A 21,025-nucleotide genomic window follows, 5' to 3' on the forward strand; every position below is an offset into this window, starting at 1 on the left:
CCAACAGGCTGTTTTTTTAACTATTTAAGAAATAATTTCTATACAACTTTCACCTCCTCCATTTTTTTGAATTCTGATTTGTAATGGTATCCTTTCTTTCATAGTTTCAACATGAGATATAACCCCAATCATTTTTCCTTGACTTTCAAGCATATTAAGGGCATTAAGTGCAACGTCAAGTGTTTCAGTATCAAGTGTCCCAAAACCTTCATCAAGAAATAGTGAATCAATTGATATTTTTTGACTTGCAAGTTCTGATAATCCAAGTGCAAGTGAAAGACTTACTAAAAAACTTTCTCCACCAGAGAGTGTGTTAGAGGGGCGTATTTCATCACCTTGATACCTGTCAATTATTGCAATTTGTAGCTGTTGTGCTTCTTTTTGTAATCGTACGATAGAGTACCTATCAGAGAGTGAAACCAAATGTTTATTTGCGATATATACAAGGTTATCAAGTGTAATTCCTTGGGCAAATTTTGCGAATTTTGCTCCATCAGCAGAGCCTATAAATTCATTTAATTTATCCCAAACTGCTTGATCTTTGTGTAGTTTTGAAAGTTCATTAAGTTTTTCTTTGTGATTTTTTCTATTTTTTGTATCTGTATCAAGTCTGTTTTTAACTCCACCAATCTCTTCTAGAAGGGCATTATAAAGTATCTCATGTTTTTTTATATCTTCTTGAAGTGTATCTAATGATTTTTCTGTTATATCACTTTTTTGAAGTTCTGTAAGTTTTTCATGAGCATCTTTTTTTCTTGTTTTTATTTCAGTAAGTTTGGTCTGTATTTTATTATGCAGTGATTGTAACTCTTCGAGTTCTTTTTCTGGAAGTAGGGCTTGAACAAGTACTGTTTCATCTTTAAAATCATACTCTTGTAATTTTTGAGTAAATATTTTATTTATCTCTTCATTTTTCTTTTGTATCTCTTTATGCTCTTCGTTTTGATCTTTCAATAACATATTTTTATTTTCAAGATTATTATTATTTATATTGTAATCATTGATTATACTATTGTAAGATTTTTCTATTGTACTCCATTTTTGTTTGAGTGTTGTAAAGTAAATCTCAACATCTTCTACATCTAAAACAGATTTTATCTCTTCTTTTGTTGCCTGCGCTCGCGTTTTAGCTGATTTTAGCTCTTTTTGAAGTTGAGTAAGTAGCTCTTTTTTGCTCTCTATAGCACTTGTGCCTGTGTTGATTTTTAAATCTATGTCAGTAGATTGTTGTGTGAGTTCTTTAATGAGTTTCTCATTGTCTTCAAAGGCTTTTTTTCGCTGCATAAGTTGTTTTAATCCTAATTGCAGCGAGTCATTATCAAAATTTAGATTATATTTTTCCCAGTATTGTTTTAATTTTAGAGAATCTTCATTAAGTTTATTTTGTTGTTTTTGTAGATTTTCTTGCTTGTTTTTGAGATTAATTTCAAGTTGTGATGCGTTGTTTGTAAGCGTATTAAGGTATTGTTCTTTTTCATGTAGAGTTTTATTTTGGTTCTCTTTTTCTTTAAGCAGCTCATCTTGTTTTTTGCGTAAATCAGCTAACTCTAAAAAATATTTTTCTATCTCCTCAAGCTCTTTTTTGATATTTTTTTCACTCTCTTGTGTAGGTGTAATATTGTGGTGTTTAAAATATTCATTGTGTGTTGTTATTTTGTCGTTAATTTTTTGATACTGTTGATTTGAAGTTTCTTCAAGTGTTGTTATCTTAGTCAGCTCCATCTCTAAGTTTTTTAATTTCTGTTTTTCTTGGGAGAGTTCATCTTCAAGTGTAGTAATTTTATTTTCAGTATCTGAGAGTGCAGATATGAGGCTGTGTTCAATGTAAGGATGCTCTGTAGATCCACATAAATAACATGCTTCCCCTTTTTGAAGTCTTTTTCTGTCCTCTTCATATTTTTGAATGAGTATTTCATTCTCTTTTTTTTCTTTAAGTGTTTTGAGATGTTCCTCTTTTAGTTGTATTGTATCGTTGAGAGTCTTTATTTCTTTGTTTAGAGATTTGATATCATTTTGGTATTTTTGAAGGTTGCTTTCTTCTATTTTTAGCAGCTTAGTATCGTTTGCATGCTCTTCAATCTTCAAAAGTATCTCTTTGTTGGTTTGCCTTGATTTTGTGAAGTCTTCCTCTTGAGATTCAAGTTCCTTAAGCTTATCATTAGCTTCTTGATAGTTTTTATCTATCAAATCTACACTATTTTTTAATTTTTCAAATGCATTGTTTTGCTGATCTAAATTACTTTGAATCTCTTTTTGCTCTTTTTGCATATTCTCAATACTTTGTTCTATATCGAGAATTTCTTGAGAACTTTTTTCGTAATTTTCAAGTAAAGTAGAAAGATCTTTTATATCTGCTGTGAGTGCAGCATCTGTGTTGTGTTCATTTTTAAATTTTTCAGATTCTAAAAGTTCATTTGCAATTTTTTGTTTATTTTGAGAGAGTATATGTAACTTAGCTTCTAAATCAGTAATTGCTTGTTCGTTTTTTGCAATATCTGATGTTTTTGATTCTATTTGAGTAACTATTTCTTGTAGTTTTTGCTGTAATACTTTTACTTGCTCTATTTTCTTACTCTCCCTCTCAAACTCTGTTTTTCCTTGCGTATGGCTTTGTGTGATCTCTCTCTTTTTAGTTTCAAGTATATTTTTTTCTTTTTGAAGCTCCTCAATTTCTATGTGAAGCTGTTTTGATTTTTCTTCACTCTCTTTAAGAGAAGTTTGTAATCTGTTTTTTTCTTCATATTCACTTTTTAGATGCAATGCTTTTGTCGCAAGTTCAAGCTTTTTAAATGTATCTTTGTTTTGTTCTATCTCTTGTTGGATTTGTGCATTTTCTTTGGTATATGTTTCTAGCTGCTTTTGTAAAGAGATTAATTCTTGCTTTTTGTTGTAAGCCTCTTGGAGTTGCTCTTTTTTCTTTTTTTCCTCTTGCTTTTTGTTGTTTTTTTCTTCAAGCTCTTTTTCGAGTTTTTCTCTTTCATCTTCTGATAGACATCCTATGCTCTCAAGCTGAGTTTTGAGTGAGTTTATTTTTTCATTTGCACTTTTTGTTTTTTCATGGACCATTTTAGAAATTTCACTATATATACGAGTTCCTGTAATCTTTTCTAAAAGCTTAGAGCGATCTTTCTCTTCAGCCTTTAAAAATGCATCAAATCCCCCTTGAGCTAACATCATAGATTGTGAAAAACGCTCAAAATCTAGTCCTGTAATCTGCTCAACCTCTTTTGGTACTTTGCTTGTTTTTGACTCAATGATTTTTTCATCAGGAAGTGAGATAAGCTCCATTTTTGCTTGTTGAAAATTACCGTTAGCCTTTCCTCTTGCTCTGCGAAGTGTCCAAGTTGAGCGGTAAAGTTTTTGATTGACTTCAAACTCCACTTCACACATCGCATCGCCTGTTCCTCTAGAGACAATTTCATGAACCTCTGCACCTTTTGAGAGTCGTGCTGTTCGTCCATACAGTGCACAGCTAATCACATCAAGGAGTGTTGTTTTTCCGGCACCCGTTTCACCTGTAATTGCAAATAAAGAGTTGCCTTTTAAAAAAGAGATAAAATCTATCTCATTTTCTCCTTTAAGTGAATTGATATTTTTTGATCTTAATCGTAAAATTTTCATATTGTAACTATCTCCTCTTCAATCTCTTTAAATCTCTGAATCAATTTATCACGCAATTTTGCATCATCCATTGCATCAAGTTCTAATCTTTTTTGAAATATCTCAAATGGGGTAATTGTATCAAGATCAACGAGTTGCATTTTTATATTTTTTGCTGAAGCACTTGAGCGTGCTATTTTTTTAGCTAATATTACAATATTGTTCTCATCGGCATATGTTTGTATCTCTTGGAGGGCAGTATAGGTATCATCATCGCTAATCTCAATCTCAACCCATCCCTCTTTATCTCCAATATTTTGAAGAGATTGAAGAATCTCTTCTTTTGATCCTTTAAGTCTGTAAAGCTTTCTAAAAAGAGGAATATCAACCTCTTGTATAGATCTTTTTACTCCTTCAAAAGTAATAATTGTTACTTTTTTTTGGTTATTTGCCTCGCTAAAACTCAAAGGAATAGGGGAGCCACTATATCGTACATGTTCATAAGTGTCACCAACTTTTTGACTTTTATGCAGATGACCAAGTGCTACATAATCAAAACGCTCAGCTAAAAAGCCACTTGGAATATTCATAGTATTGCCAATATATAAATCTCTTTCAGAATCACTGACTTTTCCTCCAACGGTTGTAAAATGACCGGTAGTGATTACTGGTATATCTCTATTTCCATCAAGAGCATTTTGTGCCAAATCAGCAATATTATTGTAATAATTTTGCATCCCTACAACTAATGCCATCTCTTTTTCTTCATAAGATTGACCACCAAGTCCTTTTCGTATTACTCCATCTCGTAAGAATGGCACAGCACACACAACACCTGCAAGGTTTTTCTCATTATCATAAAGTTTAATAATGCGTTCATCATCACTCTCCTCTCCACTGGAGATTACATGTACATCAACTATTTTAAGAACCTCTTTGGGTGCATTGAGTGTTGCAATGGAGTCATGGTTTCCTGCTACTACAATAGTTGTTGTGCAAGGTGTTTTTTGTAAATCTTTAAAGAAAGTGTAGTAGAGTTCAAGAGCATAATTTGGAGGTGTTCCTGTATCAAAAATATCTCCTGCAATTATGAGTGTATCTATGTTGTGTTTTTTTATTGTTTCTAAGAGCCAGCTAAGAAATGCTTGGTGTTCTTCTTCTCTGCTTTTTCCCATAAATTTTTGACCTAAATGCCAATCAGATGTGTGAAGTATTTTAAGTGGTTTTTTCTTTTTCATCGTATATTCCTGCAGATTTATTAAGAAAATGATAGCAAAATAGAAGTATTATGTCAATAAATTTCTATATATTGTTGATTAAATAGAAAAAATATGTTATTATTTTTCTAAAATAATCTGTTAGGGAAAATATATGCAAGAGCGTATTGCTACAATTTATGAAGAGCTTTATAGCGGAGTAAAAAACAAACACTATTTTGCGAATAAATTCAATGTTACGACAAAAACGATTGAAAATACTATTGCTAAAATAGAAGATATTATATATGATAAAAAATTATCCGCTTACCGCTTTGCTACTTTGTTACCCAAGTATATTCACCATAATTTAGTAGTAAGATTACTGCAAAACAGTATAAGCAATGAAATTGCAAAAGATGACTTTTTAACAATTAGCAATATTCTTAAAGAAAATAAAGAGATTCTTTTGCCAATGATACCAACACAAGTACTCTCTTCTTTGACTAAAAAGCTTATTATGTTGGAAGTTGCAATATGTTCAAACTGTATCATAAAAGTTGAGTATATAGGCAATAAAAAGCCTATGGAAATAAAATATATAAAACCCCATAAAATCAATACATCGGAAAATTCTTACTATCTTTATGGAAGCTATGATGAGCAAAACAAAAACAATATTGGTGAGTATAGATCGTTTGCAGTAAACAGTATGCACAACATCACTCCCGTAGAGTGGTTAAAGGGTGAAAAATTTTTTATAGAGGGTATTGGGAATGCCTATGGAATGATTACAAAGGAGAAGTTTGTTACATTAAAACTCACGGCAAGTGCAGCCAATTATTTTAAAAGAGAGCGACAATTTAGCAAAGAGCAATATGATTTTATTTTAGAAGAAGCTGATGGAGCGGTTGTAATGAAGATGTACTATAACAACTTGCAAGAGGTTATTAAACTGGTGCAACAGTGGATGCCATATATTTGTATTGAAAACAATCCAAACCTTGCACAAAAAGTTTATAGAATAATTCAAAAAAATATGGATGTTTTGTTAAAAAATTATGAGGAGGCATGATGAACAGTAACAACAAATACCCTACAACAGAATATGCAAAGAGTTTGCTTTATAAGTATATTCCCCAAAACAAGAGCGATAAACATGGATTATTTCTTTTTCCTTTACAAACAGGTAGTGGAAAGACACATGCCACCATCCAATATATGAAAGAAAGTCTTGAAAAAGAGAGTAATACTACAGTTATTTATACTGTAAATACAAAACATAATTTACAAGACAGCTACAACAAGCTTGTAAAAATATTAAATGATGAAGATAAACCCAAGGTAATTATGCTCAAAAATAATTTTGAGTCAATCGTTGATGCTTTTATAGAACATCCACAAAAGATAAAAGATTTTAGAATTTTACCAAATTTTAAAGAATTCAACTCATTGCAAGATAGTATTGAGTTAATCAAAAAATCGCCTGATTTAAAAAAAGAAAAATCGATTCGAGATGCTGTTGAATCTAACAACAGAGCATTAAAAAAAGAGATATATCGATACTATAAATTTGATGAAATCGAAGATAAAGAACAGTTTTTATATGAAGTGGGTCTTTTATATCCTACTATAAAACTGCATGAGTATAAAGCTATATTTATGACAACACATAAGCTCTACTATCCAATGTTTGGTCTTGATGGAAATTATACTCTTTATACACACAAACACTTCAAAAACTGTGTGCTTTTTTTTGATGAATTTGATGCACAAAAAAAGATTTTATTAGAAACAATTATACAAAATAAGGTAAAAAGTTCTTATGAATTTTTAGATCTGTTTAAAAGTATTGTAAGCACATTCAAAACCAAACAGTTTCATAAAAAGTATAAAATTGATGAAACTGTTTATCAAGAAGTTAAACAGATGAGTGAAGATATATATGATAAATATTCAATTCGATATGGATTTAAGTATAAATTTGAAAATGAGATGCAAAATGAATCTATCTTGATGGATTCCACACTTTCAAATGTCGTATATGGAAAAGATAACGCAACAAAGATAGATACAAAAAAGAATCAATCAACCCATATAAATATTATTGCAAAGGAGGGGGATCTTTCATTTGCAAACTTATTGAGGGATGTAAGTCGTTTTTTGCGTCGTTTTATTGGAATGATGCGAAGTGCTGTAAAGGTAGAGGTTAGTTTTATTTATCAACAACAAAAAGATAATAATATACCTCTTTATGAGAAAAAAACAAATGTTGAGATAATTCAGAGAGTTGTCAATGATATTATCAAGGAGTTTGGTTACACAATCGAGGATAGGCACTATAAGTATTTACAAGATGTCATCGTGAATGGTTTGTATGAGACACAAAAAGGTTTTAAATCATCAAGGGATGAACTTTATGAAGATGGCTTTAAAATTGTTAATATTTCACAAATGGATAGAGATTCAAAAACAAATAATTTTGAGTTTTTTGAACTCAACGATAGCCCAGAAAATTTTATGAAAAATTTGTGCAATCATCTCTTTGTTGTTGGTATTTCAGCTACAGCTACAATTAATACACTTATGAGAAATTTTGACCTATCTTATTTGGCATCAAAAGTAAATTTTATAATCCCAAGTAAAGAGGAATTAGATGCGATGGACGCTTTGTACATTGAGGCAAAAAATCAAAAAAATAGGCAAATAGAGATTAAGCATACTCATATAAGAGAAAATACAGTTGAAATTGTTAAGGAGTATTTTGGTGATAAAGACTCATCACGTAATGAAATTGAACTGATGTTAAAAGATTCAGATAAGTTTCAATTTTTAAGATTAATGCGAATAGTTGATGCGTATAGAGAGTTTTTACTCCATGATGAAATTGAGAGTTTTTTGTGTTTACTTCCTGCCTTTTTAAGACAAAAAGAACTCATATTTAGTCCAGAGAATCTTGCAAAGTGGATCTATATCATGATGGAACAAAATTATGAGATTTTTAATTCAAAAATTCAACAATGGATAGATCAATTAAAACTTTTAAAACGGGAGCTTCATAGTGATTTTATAAGTAGATTAGTGCATGAACATAGATTGTTTTACATGTATAACTCCGATAGTGACAATAAAGAGAAATATCAAGAGATGTTTAATAGGGAGATAGAGAAAAAATCAAAAGTTTTTATTATTAGCACATACCAAACCATAGGTATTGGAGCAAATTTAGAGTATGAAAGAGATGGTATAAAAAAAGACTATGATGCAATTTATTTAGATAAACCGACAGCTTTTACTCAAAGAGGTTTTGAAGATGATAAAAATAGAACTACAAAAGAAAAACAGGTGAGAGCTATATTTGAAGTTGAATCACTTTTTTATAGAGGATATTTTCCAGTTTCAGAGTATAGAAGGTATCTAAAAAACATTTTAAACAAAATGCCAAGCATGATGTCATATTTAAAATTAAATGATAGCCACAACAGTATTATGACTACTATTATTCAGGCGATTGGGAGATTGTATCGTACCGATAAAGACAGTTCAAAAATGTTTATTTATTTAGATGGTAACATTCTCCATTCGGTAAAAAATTTTGATACAACAAATCAAACTTTACTCCCTGCAGTAAAGAAACTTATAGATTATACAAACAATCTTGAAATTGAAATGAATGATGAAGAGAGTAGGGGAGTACAAGAGAGCATAAACAGATTTCAAGAACGAAATATCAGAACAAGGCAAAAAATCAACTATATGTTACATGTTTTTTATGGAAATGAGAAAAATGTTGATAGTCATACTGTTCAACAGTGGGAAGAAACAAGAAAATATTTACTCCAAAATCCAACAGTAAATACAGATGCAATAGAGTTTGATTTTTGCTACTCAAAAATGCCAAAAAAATATAGAGACAATAAATATTACTACTATGAACAAAAAGATGATTATGGAGAAATTAAAATATTTTTTGAAGATAGTTTTAAAAAAACAAAGGTCTCTCCAGAGAGCGTAATGCTTGATATTATTGCAAATACTCAAGAACTTCAAGAGTGTGTAAAACAAAATAATATTTGCTTAGAGTTTAAGTATGATCATCTAATGACCCCTATCGCTTTTAACAATCTCTATAAAGGTGCATTGGGAGAAGTTATTGGAAAATATCTTGTTGAAAAAGAGTGTGGTGTAGATCTGCATAGTTTTAATGTAAATAATGGCGATGAGTATGAACGATTTGATTATAAACTAGAAGATGATAGTTGTTATTTTGATTTTAAATACTATTCCCAACAAACCATAGAAACATTCACACAAAAAGAGCTACGAGATAAAGCAGCAGCAAAACTTGCCAGTTTGGATGCCAATAAAGCACTGATTATCAATATTTTTGCAGAGATACCAGCAGGCAAAAGCAAAAAGCCTTTTGTAGATAAAAATATTATGATAGTCCCTTTTTTAATCGATATTACAAACAAAAATACCCCTATTGTAGATAAACAAATGATGCAATACATAAAGGATTTTATCAAATGAGACTTGAGACAATAACAAATAAGATTAGTGTAAAAATAAACTATGGAAAACTCTTAGAGCGATACCACATATATAAAATTCGCAACAGCAGTCAAAATGCAAAAGAGTATCAGCTATTTTACTCCAAAATGAGAAAAAATATAAAGCCCTTAGCTCACGCAGTCGATGGAAAATATACACTGGTTGTACTTTGTGAAAGTGGATTGGTCAGAAAGTATGCTGATAGCTATGAAATGACAGAGTTACATTACACAGAGATACAAAGAGAAAAAGAGTATATTTTACTTCGATTGTTAAACTCTCTTTTGGCAAAGGAGTCAGCTTATTTTGAGATAGAAAGTGATGTGTATGGGCTTTACTATCTTGTTGATGTGCAATCTAGTAAACTTTTAGCGGTAAATATCTCTATTGACAGAGATATGTTTCTCTCTTTAAAAACAACAACTTTTATAAAATCTAAAGAGAAAAAAGATGGGTATAAAATTTATGAAAACAAACTCATTAGGGCGTTTGATGAAGAAGGACTCTATAAAAAAGGCAACTACCGCAATAAAAAATCTTCCTATAGATTTTTAGGGCTTATGAAAAACAGCAAAAAAGATTTGATTCAAAACAGTAAAGTCTATGTCCTCATACAATATCTCAAAGAGATGCAAAGATGTTTTGGTGAGATAGTTACAATCGATTTTCATACGATAAATACAAAACTTTATGCTAACGGTAGTGATGAAAAAGTTAGAAAAGAGAAGTTGGAAAATCAAGTAAAACAAGCCATAGCAATGTTAAAATCGATCTATATTGTAAATTACACCGATAAAGACCTAACAAAAGAGATAGAAGAGTTACAAGCACAAATAGTAAACTATCTGGGAGATTCGTTACATGTAAATATCTCTAATCAAATCCAAAAAAACAGTTATAATCTCACTATCACATACGATGAAGATTATTATAAGAGCAAAAATATAGATGACCCCTATGCTCTTTTTCATCAAGATAAAAAGAGCATAGTTCAAAATATTACTATTGAAACTCTAAAAAAAGTTATAAAAAACACTAAATTACTTTATGTATTGCTAAAAGAGCTTGTTATTAAACACGAGATAGCCAATCAAACCCTTTTAATGCCATACAATAAGCTAACAAATAAAATAACAGTTGTCTATCCACATAAAATCAAAGATGAAAAAGGTAAGAGTAAATATCAATTTTACAAAGCAATTATAGAGGGACAACATATAGAGTATGCCGAGCTTTCAAATGAAGAACAAAGCATTTGCATGGAGATCGCTTTTTACTCTATGAGTAACAATAGAGATTTGGAAGCGATACTATTTAGTGCAGACGATATAGGGTATATTGTAAAAAGCAAAGAGTTCCCTTTACCAAAAATTCAAGAGATTGGGCGATTGCTTCAAGAGTATAATCAACCAAAATATTTGTATTACAAAAAGATTATAGAGCTTTGGGATAGTGTTTATGCAGATGAAAAAGCAGATTTAAAAGAAAAGCTTTTAAAAGAGCTTGAAAAACTCAAAGATCCATTAAGTGGTAAAGTGTTATTAACATCACTACACTTGGGTAAAAATAATAACGCTTTTAAAGAAGCTCTTGAAAAATTTACCAGCAAAAAGTTAGTAGTAAGTCTTAAAGGCAAAAAAGAGAACAGACACTGCATAGAATCATTAGTGGGCATCCGATACAGCGAAGAGGAGTCTAAATACTATGTAGGCAGATTGAGTAACATTCCAGAGAGCATTGAAAAAGCAAGTCCTATACGAGAAGTTTATGCCTATAAAGGAAAAAATCTTCTCAACACCATTTTACCGATGTTAGATGAGTATTTTGTAAAAAATGGAGATTTTACTGTTTTGCCATATCCTCTTAAATATGTGAGAGAGTATTACAAAACTAAAATTACATCTCAAGGAGAAATTTAACTATTTTTCATCTTTTGTATAGTTCCTTTAATTTGGTGTAAAAGACATTTTCTGAGACTTTTATAAACTCGACGATACACTTGCCATTTATGGTAATATTTGGAACTTTTTCTTCCTCTTCGGCTATAACAAGAAATTTTAGGGGGAGTTCTTTTTCCCCCTTGTATAATGCATTAAATATATATTTTTCATAAAAAACTTCAAGGTCACAAATTTCGCTACCAAAAATAGGAGAATATTCAAGATAAAAATTTTTTTCATCAATTTCTTCACCATTAGATAAACTTTTAAAAAAAGCTTTATATTTAGTTTTATTAAGCTCATTTTTATGAACAAGCCAAAAATCCAAATACGCTGAATATCCACACTTCATTTTAGTCCTTTATATAGTCATTGAGTAGTTTGCCGATGTTCCAGTACTCTATTGAAATATCGTTTATTTTCACTCTATCTTGTGTAGTAAAATCACTATTTGTTTCAATCACAAGATTATCTTTATGTTCACCATCTTCGTATTTTGGCAGAACAAACATGTTTTTAGGATTATTTTTTAATGCTACTGCATAAAGTTTTTGTTTTCCTATATCAGCTTTTGTAATATCTTCTTTTGTTTTGTATTTGAAATCAATTAAGTCTAAAATATTTTCATTCGGCTCATCCAACCACAATTGAATATTAATTTCTTCAATAATTTTTTTCTTTAAGTATTTTAATTTATCTTTTGATGACTGATCTTTAGGAGATAAATTATCTAATCTTATCAGAGCCTCTTGTAACTTATCATAATTTGAAGCATTAATTTTTGCATTATAGTTTTTATCGTTTTCTAACACTTTACCCAATATTTCTTCTTTATTAATTTCATCTACATTCTCTAGAATATATGATAATAATTCAGAATGTCTAAAATGTTTTTTTGCATAAAAGTTGACTTCTTCTTGATCAGGATTTCCGTCTTCTTCATTTTCTTTATCTATTTCCACAGACCAAGTAATTAATTTAAATTGGTCTTCTTGCTGATCATGTTTTTTATATTGAATAAGCTGAAATCGTATATATTCTTCTGAATCTCTCAAGGCAGACGCCAACAGTATATAACATTCTTTTATTTTTAGCTCTTCTAGATTTTCAGAGATATATAGTTCAAGTTTTTCTTTGGGTTCGGAATTGAAATTATATGGACTCCCAGTTCGTTGAGTATAGAAAAATATAGGTTTATAACAAACCAAATCAGGAAACAATTCCCTCTTATCCTCTCCAAAAGCCAATACAAAAGGGTAATCATCTTCAGCATGTTCTTTACAATACATCCTATTAAAACAATTTGCCTTTTTTTCATAGTCCGCAAATAAAATCTCATCTTCGTTATTTTTAAACATATAATCAAAACAAAGATCTTCCCAGATGGCATGGAAATTTTCTATGCCCATCACAATGCCATCTTCATCTGTGGTGGCATATAAAAACTTGTAAATAGCATCGTAAAACAGTTCATACTCTGGTGATTTTATGGTTGTTTGTTTCTCTATGGTCTCTAAGGCATCTTTGCAAATGTTGTATGTCATCTCGGCACTCTTATCAAAAAAAGATGCATTGGGTGAGAGGTATTTGTCTGTAAATGCATGAGAGAGCGTTTTTATATACTCAGCTATCTCCTCTTGAAACTGTTTTTTTATATCTCTGTATATAAAGCAGTACATGTGGACAATATCTTGCGGTGAGATCTCAACAACATTAGATGGCTTTGTGATCTCTGTAACTATAGGTGCATGATTTTTGTCAAAATATGCATCATGCAAATACTCCCCAATTTTAGAGTAGTCCACATCTTCACTTGGAGCCATTTTAGTGTTAAAGCCTAAAATGGCAGTATCTTCAAAGTTGTTTAGTAGATTTTCTATATTGAGGTTATCATAAAAGATAGGGTGTTTTTCAGACTCCCCACCTTTTCCCTCGCCTTCATCCAAACCATCTCGTTGTTTTGGATTTTTTTGTTTATATTTCAACATCAACTGATAATATTTAAAAAAAGTCTCTTTTTTAAAGTCAGGATCTTCTTGAAACTTTTCTACAGCACTCTCATACCCCTTAGGCAAGTAAAAAGTGTAAGTACCATCTTGCTTTTTGACACCAACAAAGGCACCCGTAGCTATCTCAAGTTTTAATTTTGAAAATGTTATCATGCTAAAATCTTTTTATGGCTATTAATTTTGTGGATCATCTTGCTTTTGTTGTGCTGTGTCATAGTTTATGTTACGCTTCTTTAAAAAATCACCTACATGATCTGCAAAATCGCCAAAAGTTTTGAGGGTAACTTTATCTTCTTCTTTGATACCTTTATTTAATAACTCCTCAAGGGGAGTTTTATCTCGTTGAAATACAGTATCCCATAAAAAGAACATCAGTTTGTTTTGCACAGATTTTAGGTCTCTCTCATTTTCTTTTAAAAACCATTTTCCTATAAGCTTGTCTTCAACTTTTCTTACATATTTATCATTCTCAAGTATAAAATCATTGATATTTTTGTAACTTACATCCCAGTCACTTATTTTTAAATCTTGTAATGAAATTTCACCTATTTTAGGAGCAATACCTCCATCAACAGGAATATACTCCCATTCCCATCTTCTTTTAAAAGCTGAATCCATATAGTAGATAGACTCATCACTTGTGTTCATCGTTCCAACTATTGATAGGTTTTGTGGGATTTTAATTTCCCCGTTCAGTAAGAATTTCAAATCTTCGGGAAGCACTACCTCTGCATCATCACTGCATTTAGCAAATGTAGTTTTAGAAGTTTTTGCTATATCCATAGCGTTTAGCAATGCATTAAATTCTAAGTCAGATACATTAACTTCATAGCTTGACCAGCCATCTTCGTTTCTATCTAAAAGCTGAAAAACCGTTCCAAAAATAGCAGCAGTATTTCCTCTGTTGATCTCATCGACAATAAGTAGCACATTTTCTTTGTTTCCATCAAGAAAATTTCTATAAGCCTTTGCCAAGGCTTTTAAAAATATACCCGAGTAAAATTTGTATGTTATACCACCCCCCTCAGTATGAGGTAAAAGCTTACCCATAAAATCGCCATACTTATACTCTGGATGAAAAATGGTTCTAAATATATTCTCATTGCTTTCAATGTTCAAACCATTCTTTATACTACTCCCACCGTCTAAAATCTTATAACTCTTCCCTGTCCCTGGACTACCAAATAAAATTTTTTGCACATATTTCGTTGTTGTATTATCAGTTGTTATATTTTCATCTGCCATTTCTACACCTTCTTATAAATCTATTGTGATATTTTAACATAAAAAAATTATGCTTTACTTCACTATTGTTACCAAACAGTATCAAATAAGCTTTTCAACCAACACTATAGCTTCATCCAAATCTGCCATTTTTACTAAATCTTGTGTAAATCCACTCTTGGAAAACAGAAGATATTTTTTTACGGGTAATGATAGTTCTATCTTTTTTGCTTTTTCTTTGAGTGCTTGGAGTATGTCTACTCCAACTTTTTTGTTGCTGTATTTGCATTCACCAACGACCATATACTCTTCGGCTATCCCTACAAGGTCGATCTCATCACTTTTACTCCACCATCTTCCACATTTTAAAAGATTGTAATTTTTGAGTGTATACTCTATTGCTAAATCTTCATAAGTTTTAGCAACATAACCATTAAAGTTTTCTTTGATTTTTTTAAGTACATATGCACTGTTACCTATCTCTAGTTGACTCTTGTTACTCAACACATATAAAAACCAAAATCTAAAAAAGTTATCTTTTATGAAATAGAGTCCTTTTTTACTCTTTTGAGGATTTTTCTCTGTAATAGGTACATCTTTATAGATAATGTCAAGTTCTGTGAGTTTAGAGATAAATGAGGTGATGTTTTGAACATTTTTCCCTAGTTTAGAGGCGATATGTCCTAGTTTATGTTCTCCTGATGCTATTGTTTCTAGTATTGTAAAGTAGGTAATGGGTTCGTTTACTTCGTTTTGTAAGATATATCTTGGTTCATCATAGAGATAGGAGTTGTTTGAGAGGATATTTTTTTCAATAGAATCAAAAATATTATCTGCATCGTCAAACATCTCAAGATATTTTGGGACTCCGTATAAAACGGCATAGAGTTCTATAAGCTCATTTTGGGTTTTATTTTTAAAAAAATGGTGCAAGTACTCAAACTTTAAAGCTTCTAATTTTATTGCACTTGTTCGTCGTCCATAAAGAGGGGAGTTGTAAGAGAGTGTTTGCTCATACATCATTGAGATGATAGAGCCACACAGTATGAGATGAATATTTGCATTATGAAGTATCTCATCTACAATGTATTGAAATTGTGATGGAGTTGCTTTGTTTATTTTTGTAAGATATTGAAACTCATCTATTATAATGACAAGCTTTTTTTGAGGCTTTTTTGCTGCAATGTAGCTAAAGAGTTGTTGTATGTCACTAAGCTCAATATCTCGCAAAAAATCATCTTCAAAAAAGTCAGCTACTATACTTTGAAATCTTTTTAAGATAATTTTTTCACTCTCTAAAGTAACTAAAAAATAGATAGCAGGTTTTTTATCGATATACTTTTTTAAAAGCGTTGTTTTACCAACCCTTCTTCTTCCATATAAAACAGTAAATCTAAAGGAATTCTTTTTATACTCTTGCTCCAATGTCTGTAATTCGTTGCTTCTATTGACAAACATTACTATCCTTTTATATATTTTTAATTATTATAATATAAAAACGATTAATTATCAATTTGCCATTTATATCTGTATCAAACTCTCAAAAAGCTGATAATTCTTCAAAAAGTAGCTAATCTCTACAGGCTTTAATCCAAAAAGAAATTTAACAAAGAGTGTTAATGCCTCTGGTGAATAGCTGCTACTTTGAGATTGACTTTTGTAAAACTCCATAATCTTCATATCTATATCTTCATCACTATGATCCTCTTTTATAAAGGCATTAAAAAGTGCTTCTATCTCATCCTTTTGTATTTGTCTATTTTTTACAGCACTTACGACGATAGCATCATATTTTTCCCCTACAATCTTTTCAATCGCATTGAGTTTGTGTATCTCTTGTAACTCCATACCATTTGGGATAAATATAATCTTGTCTGCATCATACATCCCTCTACCAACTATCCCTATAGATGCTGCCCAGATAGTTACATCTTCTATAGTAGGCTCTTTTTTAAGATAAGAGGGTATGATGCTATCACTTATAAGGTAGATCATATCACTTAATGTATACTTTTTTGTATCTTCATTTTTTTGTAGTGATTCTTTTATTTTTGCAAACTTTTTTGAGAGTGCATTTTTGTCTTGAATCTTTACCCCTATATCTACACATATAAGCTCATTTGTGTTGGAAATCTCATAAAAATATGCATGAGTTGAACCACTCTCAATATGCTTTTGTACATCTTCATCTACAGGAGTGATGCTAGTCGATTTCTTCCATTGTTGAGCAACTCCATTGGTTACAAACTCAAGCAACTGACTACTCAGTGAACTTAAAAACTCTTTTTTATGCATAAATCTAACAGGAAGACGCGCTGCACCTAAAGAGGGTTGTAGCATATTGTGAAAGAAGTAATCTATATCTTCATCATACATCCGTTTTAAAAAACTATACATTAGGTATTTGTAATCATTAGATATTTTCCAAGTTTCTATAACCTGCTGCGCTACTAAAAACTTTTTTGATAAATTGCTATCGTTCATCTGAATCCCTTTTCTTTTGTAAAAGTATAACACAATCTTATGGCATATCAGAAAATAATAATAAATGCAATATAATAGCTGTAAGCTATAACTATGTAACTTTTACGATTTAAGTATCTCATCCTTGTACTCTTTTATAGCACTTTTTGACATGTTTTGAATCTTTTGTAAATCTTGTTCTATATCAATCACAGGGATATATCTTTGTATCAGTTCGGTAACCAAGTGAGACTGTTTAATATCTCGTTGTCTTTTTATCAGATCTTTTCGTTCATGTTTGCCAAGCCAATTTTTATAGACGGCATACTCTAATGGGTGTATCACATTTACAAAAGCACACTTACCGTTTTGAGCTATAAGCATCTGTTTGTGCAGTTTTGAGTTTTCAAGCCATTTTGTACCTGCTATCTCCAGATTTAAAACACCGTTAAGCTCATCTGCCTTTTGTTCTTTTTTTGAGATAGGGGTGATAATCTCAACTACTATATCATCATCATTGACAAACCTGTAGGGAGCCTCTTTGCTTTTTTTAAAACTTTTATCTACATCTATTAAAAGAGATTTTAAAGTTTTTTGAGGGAGTTTCTCTTTAAGTGCAAAAGCTATCTTTTTATTTCGCTTATTAAAAACATCTATATCAAATGTTGCTAAGTGTTGCTCCTCTATAAACACTCCGGCATAAGCCTCATAAGCATACAGGGAGTTTGTACCGATGATGATAACTTTCTCATCAAGTCCAAGCTCATTGATACGGCGAAAGAGATTAACTAACACATTGGGTACTCTTGCTATTTTAGTAAACTTATTTATCTTTTCATTTTTAAGTAAAAGTTCTTTGCTTTGTTTTAAAGAGGCTTTGAGCTCTTTTTTTTGTTTGTTAAAGGCTTCATATATTGCTACAGTCTTATCATTTTTTCTTCCAAGCGAGACTCTTTTTTTGGTATCTAAGCACTCTTTAAATAAGTACTCTTTACCTTGAGACTTATTCCACCCCATACGAAAGCGAAACGACTTGTTGTAGCGAATCTGTTTTTCCAAGTAGCTTTTATACTGCATCTCAGAGTTGATATATGTCTTTCTCTGATCATCACTATAATCTATAAAATAAAAGTCCATTAAAGCCCTTGAAAACGATATTTTAAAAGATATTGTACTCTTTTTTCATTATTTTTGCAAAAATAGTACAATATTATATAGATATTTCAAAATATAGCCGTATTATTGTAATTGATTTCAAGTAATTTTCCTTCTTTTTATTTTGTTTTAGTATGCATATCTGTAAATAATAAGAAATGCTTGACAAAAGTTAAAAATAATTCTATACTTTCACAAATAAACATCAGGAGATTGCAATGGAAAGATTGGGATTTATCAAAAATAATTTAGAGTCAAGTAGTAGTTCAAATATCATCCCTGTTGATTTTAGACATGCATATGTAACAGGTATAACAGGAAGCGGAAAAACTGCATCGGTTATCCGTCCAAATCTAAAAGATCGTATCAACAAAGGGCATGGAATAGTTTTCTTTGACTATAAAGGACATGAACATCGTTATGTAAAATATTTTGCTAAAGAGGCAAACCGTCTGCAAGATGTAGTAGAGATAGGTAAGCCAACAGGAACCTCTATCAATCTCTTAGAGGAACTCGATACAAACAAACTCATAGCATTTATGAAAAATTCTGAAAAGTCACAAGATACTTACTGGATAAACACTACATCCCAGTGGGTTGTAAGTACAATAGGTGTAGCAAATAGTCTCTACGATATCAACAAGTGGATCAGTGAAAATACAGATTTTAGTGCTTATAAAAAAACTTACGATAATTCATTTACAGAGTTGTTAACAAAAAAAATATCTTTTGAGACCTTATATGATATATTTGACAACATTAAAACTTTTAAAAAATTTCAAATGTTCATTGCTACAATGACGGATCATTTAAATAGAATCAAGGGTGATCTCTTTGCACACTTTGAAGAGCATGATATGCCTCCAAAGGAGATAACTAGTAGAGTTACACTTTTTTATGCAAAATTTGAGGGATTTAAAAAACATAGTAAATTTATGAAAGAGAAAAAACTAAGCCAAGAAGCATCTGATGCCTCAAGTGGAGATAATGGTGTTTTTCAGATGGTAGGTAACATCATAGGTGCCTATGCAAAAACATTTTTTTTAAATAACTCTCAAAGTAATCTCAAAGAGATAATAAATAGCAATAAAATTCTCATTATAGATACACAAGGTTTTGATGATACGATGATAGAGCTTTTCTTTGATGCTATCAATGATCAGCTATTTCATAGAATAAAAAATAAAAATCATAAAGATCTCATACCAATTTCAATGTTTGTAGATGAGGCATATAGAGTTATTAATACAGGTGATGAAATTCGTAATGACATCTTGCGTGAAGCAGAAGTAGAGTTGATATTTTCTTTCCAAAACGAAGAACAGTTTGTAGAAAAAATAGGCGGCAATAAGTGGCTCTCACTTCAAAGAAACTTTGCGCACAAGTATGATATGACGCAGCAACATCAACTATATTGCGATGATACACTTCATACAATAGAAAACTTTGAAGAGTGTTTGGATGATGAGCTAAACAGCGCAGAAGCAGACTACAATAATATTCATCGTGATTTTTTTACAAAAACTTTTCTATCTGATGGTGTATTACCATCGCAGTTTGTAGTGAATTATATACATCAAATTTTTGAAAAAGACCAAACAGTTGATGTTATTGATATAAATACAAACGAAAGTACCTGCTTGCAGTTTGTTCCTGCACATATAAAACAGGAATGTTTTGAGGATTATCTATTGTATGACAATTTATTATCTTCAGAAAGAACTTTAAGTATTTGAGTTTGACGCTCTTGTGAAAATTTAACCAGAAGGAGACATAATGCAACGAATAACAAACCGTCAAAAAGAGATTCAAGAGGAGATTAGTAATATAAAAGCAGAAGCAAAAGATTTAGAGTATATGCTTAAAAATGATCTCTTTGAAGAAAATGAAATGAGAGATTTTGTTCAAAAGAGACTCAATAAGATGCAACATCTTTTAGAGTTTTTTGAACCAGAATTTTATAATAACATGACAAAGGAAAAAAACTATGAAACCAACACTACACCAAAGATTACTTAATCTTAAAGCAGGGTATGAAACACTTTTAGAAGAACAACCATCTTATAAGCAAGAGACAACACATATTCTTGATGTTATCAATAAAACGCTATCAATTCCTCAAAAGAAACTGGGCTTTTTTGAAAAAAGAGAGATTAAAATTCTTGCTAAAGATCTTGAGAAAAGTTTAGGACGATTACAAGTTTTGTTTGAGAAAAAAATAGAAGAGGATAGACAAAGTTATGAAGATTTTAAAAAGAGGTTTGAAATAGCACAACAAATCAGAGCTACTACAAACAACTGTTAATGAACATTAAAATTGTAAAAAAGGAGAAGAGATGCTGCGTACCACCATGTTTGCTCAAAGGGTTATTAGTGAATTATACAAGCATAAAAGTATAAAGATAGATGATATTTACAACAACAGTGAGTATGATAGAAGTTTCATAGATTCCATTATATCAGGTATGGTAGAGTCAAAATATATGATACTAGATTTGAACGATAATGGCGAAACTATAATAAAAGAGTATAAAGGAGATAAAAAGCTTGATGTAGTAGATGAGGACTCTAATGCTATTTTGATTGACTCAACCAATAAAGAGATACTTGAGTATAATAAGATGAGAGATGGCAAAATACTTTTATCGAGCGGGCAAATCTATTTTTTTGGTAAATATGGTGTTGTATTATTTCGTACATCAGGGGTGGATAGTTATGAAATTGTAGAGGATATTATCATTTTCAAAACTTTATATAGCATTTATAAGTTTAGAATGCTAAAAAATTTTCATATTGATAATTCTGATTTTTTTAAAAAAGAAAAGTTAGATGAACTAAGAAGGTTAAAAGAGTCATTAAATAGGTAGTACTTCAAATTTTGTTT

Annotated in this window: 15 protein-coding genes; 7 read left to right on the top strand and 8 right to left on the bottom strand. The window is 30.7% G+C overall.

Going from position 1 to position 21,025, the window contains the following annotated elements:
• Positions 1-24: 24 nt before the first annotated feature.
• Both MLC52_RS05195 and MLC52_RS05200 read right to left on the bottom strand, forming a co-directional pair.
• Positions 25-3,621: an AAA family ATPase gene (locus MLC52_RS05195; RefSeq protein WP_434581514.1), complete on the bottom strand. Its 3,597-nt coding sequence runs from the start codon at positions 3,619-3,621 to the stop codon at positions 25-27.
• Positions 3,618-4,838 carry an exonuclease SbcCD subunit D C-terminal domain-containing protein gene (locus MLC52_RS05200; protein WP_434581515.1) on the bottom strand — a complete coding sequence of 407 codons (1,221 nt, stop codon included), beginning with the start codon at positions 4,836-4,838 and terminating at the stop codon, positions 3,618-3,620. The genes MLC52_RS05195 and MLC52_RS05200 overlap by 4 nt, the downstream gene beginning before the upstream one ends.
• Before the next feature lie 133 nt (positions 4,839-4,971).
• Between MLC52_RS05200 and MLC52_RS05205 the strand changes: the two genes are divergently transcribed.
• Genes MLC52_RS05205 through MLC52_RS05215 form a run of 3 tightly spaced genes read left to right on the top strand, consistent with a single transcriptional unit; the run spans position 4,972 to position 11,269 of the window.
• Positions 4,972-5,871: a WYL domain-containing protein gene (locus MLC52_RS05205; RefSeq protein ID WP_434581516.1), complete on the top strand. Its 900-nt coding sequence runs from the start codon at positions 4,972-4,974 to the stop codon at positions 5,869-5,871.
• Positions 5,871-9,329 (top strand): hypothetical protein, encoded by a 3,459-nt coding sequence (locus MLC52_RS05210; RefSeq protein ID WP_434581517.1) that lies wholly within the window; start codon positions 5,871-5,873, stop codon positions 9,327-9,329. Before MLC52_RS05205 ends, MLC52_RS05210 begins: the two co-directional genes overlap by 1 nt.
• Positions 9,326-11,269 carry a hypothetical protein gene (locus MLC52_RS05215; RefSeq protein WP_434581518.1) on the top strand — a complete coding sequence of 648 codons (1,944 nt, stop codon included), beginning with the start codon at positions 9,326-9,328 and terminating at the stop codon, positions 11,267-11,269. Before MLC52_RS05210 ends, MLC52_RS05215 begins: the two co-directional genes overlap by 4 nt.
• Before the next feature lie 7 nt (positions 11,270-11,276).
• Here MLC52_RS05215 and MLC52_RS05220 read toward each other — a convergent pair whose 3' ends face one another.
• From MLC52_RS05220 to MLC52_RS05245, 6 genes are all read right to left on the bottom strand, one after another.
• Positions 11,277-11,642, bottom strand: coding sequence for a hypothetical protein (locus MLC52_RS05220; RefSeq protein WP_434581519.1), 366 nt, complete (start codon positions 11,640-11,642; stop codon positions 11,277-11,279).
• Between the two features lies 1 nt (position 11,643).
• The gene (locus MLC52_RS05225; RefSeq protein WP_434581520.1) at positions 11,644-13,452 is read right to left on the bottom strand and encodes a hypothetical protein; all 1,809 of its coding nucleotides are present in this window, start codon (positions 13,450-13,452) and stop codon (positions 11,644-11,646) included.
• Positions 13,453-13,473: 21 nt separating this feature from the next.
• Complete coding sequence (locus MLC52_RS05230) at positions 13,474-14,544, bottom strand: AAA family ATPase (RefSeq protein WP_434581521.1); 1,071 nt, start codon at positions 14,542-14,544, stop codon at positions 13,474-13,476.
• Positions 14,545-14,625: 81 nt separating this feature from the next.
• On the bottom strand, positions 14,626-15,981 hold the full coding sequence (locus tag MLC52_RS05235) for an ATP-binding protein (RefSeq protein ID WP_434581522.1): 1,356 nt from the start codon (positions 15,979-15,981) through the stop codon (positions 14,626-14,628).
• A 63-nt stretch (positions 15,982-16,044) separates the two neighbouring features.
• The gene (locus MLC52_RS05240) at positions 16,045-17,007 is read right to left on the bottom strand and encodes a hypothetical protein (RefSeq protein WP_434581523.1); all 963 of its coding nucleotides are present in this window, start codon (positions 17,005-17,007) and stop codon (positions 16,045-16,047) included.
• Positions 17,008-17,109: 102 nt separating this feature from the next.
• Entirely contained in the window at positions 17,110-18,123 is a 1,014-nt protein-coding gene (locus MLC52_RS05245; protein ID WP_434581524.1) for a GSU2403 family nucleotidyltransferase fold protein, read from the bottom strand.
• Positions 18,124-18,359: 236 nt separating this feature from the next.
• Here MLC52_RS05245 and MLC52_RS05250 point away from each other — a divergent pair, with 236 nt between their 5' ends.
• Genes MLC52_RS05250 through MLC52_RS05265 form a run of 4 tightly spaced genes read left to right on the top strand, consistent with a single transcriptional unit; the run spans position 18,360 to position 21,008 of the window.
• A complete protein-coding gene (locus MLC52_RS05250) occupies positions 18,360-19,877 on the top strand; it encodes a type IV secretory system conjugative DNA transfer family protein (RefSeq protein WP_434581525.1) in 1,518 nt (505 codons plus the stop codon).
• A 40-nt stretch (positions 19,878-19,917) separates the two neighbouring features.
• Positions 19,918-20,160: a hypothetical protein gene (locus MLC52_RS05255; protein WP_434581526.1), complete on the top strand. Its 243-nt coding sequence runs from the start codon at positions 19,918-19,920 to the stop codon at positions 20,158-20,160.
• The gene (locus MLC52_RS05260; RefSeq protein ID WP_434581527.1) at positions 20,129-20,446 is read left to right on the top strand and encodes a hypothetical protein; all 318 of its coding nucleotides are present in this window, start codon (positions 20,129-20,131) and stop codon (positions 20,444-20,446) included. The genes MLC52_RS05255 and MLC52_RS05260 overlap by 32 nt, the downstream gene beginning before the upstream one ends.
• A gap of 31 nt (positions 20,447-20,477) precedes the next feature.
• Entirely contained in the window at positions 20,478-21,008 is a 531-nt protein-coding gene (locus MLC52_RS05265) for a hypothetical protein (RefSeq protein WP_434581528.1), read from the top strand.
• The last annotated feature ends 17 nt before the right edge of the window (positions 21,009-21,025 follow it).

The organism is Sulfurimonas sp. NW15 (assembly GCF_051132285.1).
GTDB lineage: Bacteria > Campylobacterota > Campylobacteria > Campylobacterales > Sulfurimonadaceae > Sulfurimonas > Sulfurimonas hydrogeniphila.

Excerpts from the sequence above, each read along its gene's own strand:
- MLC52_RS05235 (WP_434581522.1), bottom strand. The coding sequence starts at position 15,981 with ATGTTTGTCAATAGAAGCAACGAATTACAGACATTGGAGCAAGAGTAT.
- MLC52_RS05200 (WP_434581515.1), bottom strand. The coding sequence starts at position 4,838 with ATGAAAAAGAAAAAACCACTTAAAATACTTCACACATCTGATTGGCAT.
- MLC52_RS05240 (WP_434581523.1), bottom strand. The coding sequence starts at position 17,007 with ATGAACGATAGCAATTTATCAAAAAAGTTTTTAGTAGCGCAGCAGGTT.
- MLC52_RS05245 (WP_434581524.1), bottom strand. The coding sequence starts at position 18,123 with ATGGACTTTTATTTTATAGATTATAGTGATGATCAGAGAAAGACATAT.
- MLC52_RS05250 (WP_434581525.1), top strand. The coding sequence starts at position 18,360 with ATGGAAAGATTGGGATTTATCAAAAATAATTTAGAGTCAAGTAGTAGT.
- MLC52_RS05260 (WP_434581527.1), top strand. The coding sequence starts at position 20,129 with ATGAAACCAACACTACACCAAAGATTACTTAATCTTAAAGCAGGGTAT.
- MLC52_RS05265 (WP_434581528.1), top strand. The coding sequence starts at position 20,478 with ATGCTGCGTACCACCATGTTTGCTCAAAGGGTTATTAGTGAATTATAC.
- MLC52_RS05210 (WP_434581517.1), top strand. The coding sequence starts at position 5,871 with ATGAACAGTAACAACAAATACCCTACAACAGAATATGCAAAGAGTTTG.
- MLC52_RS05230 (WP_434581521.1), bottom strand. The coding sequence starts at position 14,544 with ATGGCAGATGAAAATATAACAACTGATAATACAACAACGAAATATGTG.
- MLC52_RS05215 (WP_434581518.1), top strand. The coding sequence starts at position 9,326 with ATGAGACTTGAGACAATAACAAATAAGATTAGTGTAAAAATAAACTAT.
- MLC52_RS05195 (WP_434581514.1), bottom strand. The coding sequence starts at position 3,621 with ATGAAAATTTTACGATTAAGATCAAAAAATATCAATTCACTTAAAGGA.
- MLC52_RS05225 (WP_434581520.1), bottom strand. The coding sequence starts at position 13,452 with ATGATAACATTTTCAAAATTAAAACTTGAGATAGCTACGGGTGCCTTT.
- MLC52_RS05205 (WP_434581516.1), top strand. The coding sequence starts at position 4,972 with ATGCAAGAGCGTATTGCTACAATTTATGAAGAGCTTTATAGCGGAGTA.
- MLC52_RS05255 (WP_434581526.1), top strand. The coding sequence starts at position 19,918 with ATGCAACGAATAACAAACCGTCAAAAAGAGATTCAAGAGGAGATTAGT.
- MLC52_RS05220 (WP_434581519.1), bottom strand. The coding sequence starts at position 11,642 with ATGAAGTGTGGATATTCAGCGTATTTGGATTTTTGGCTTGTTCATAAA.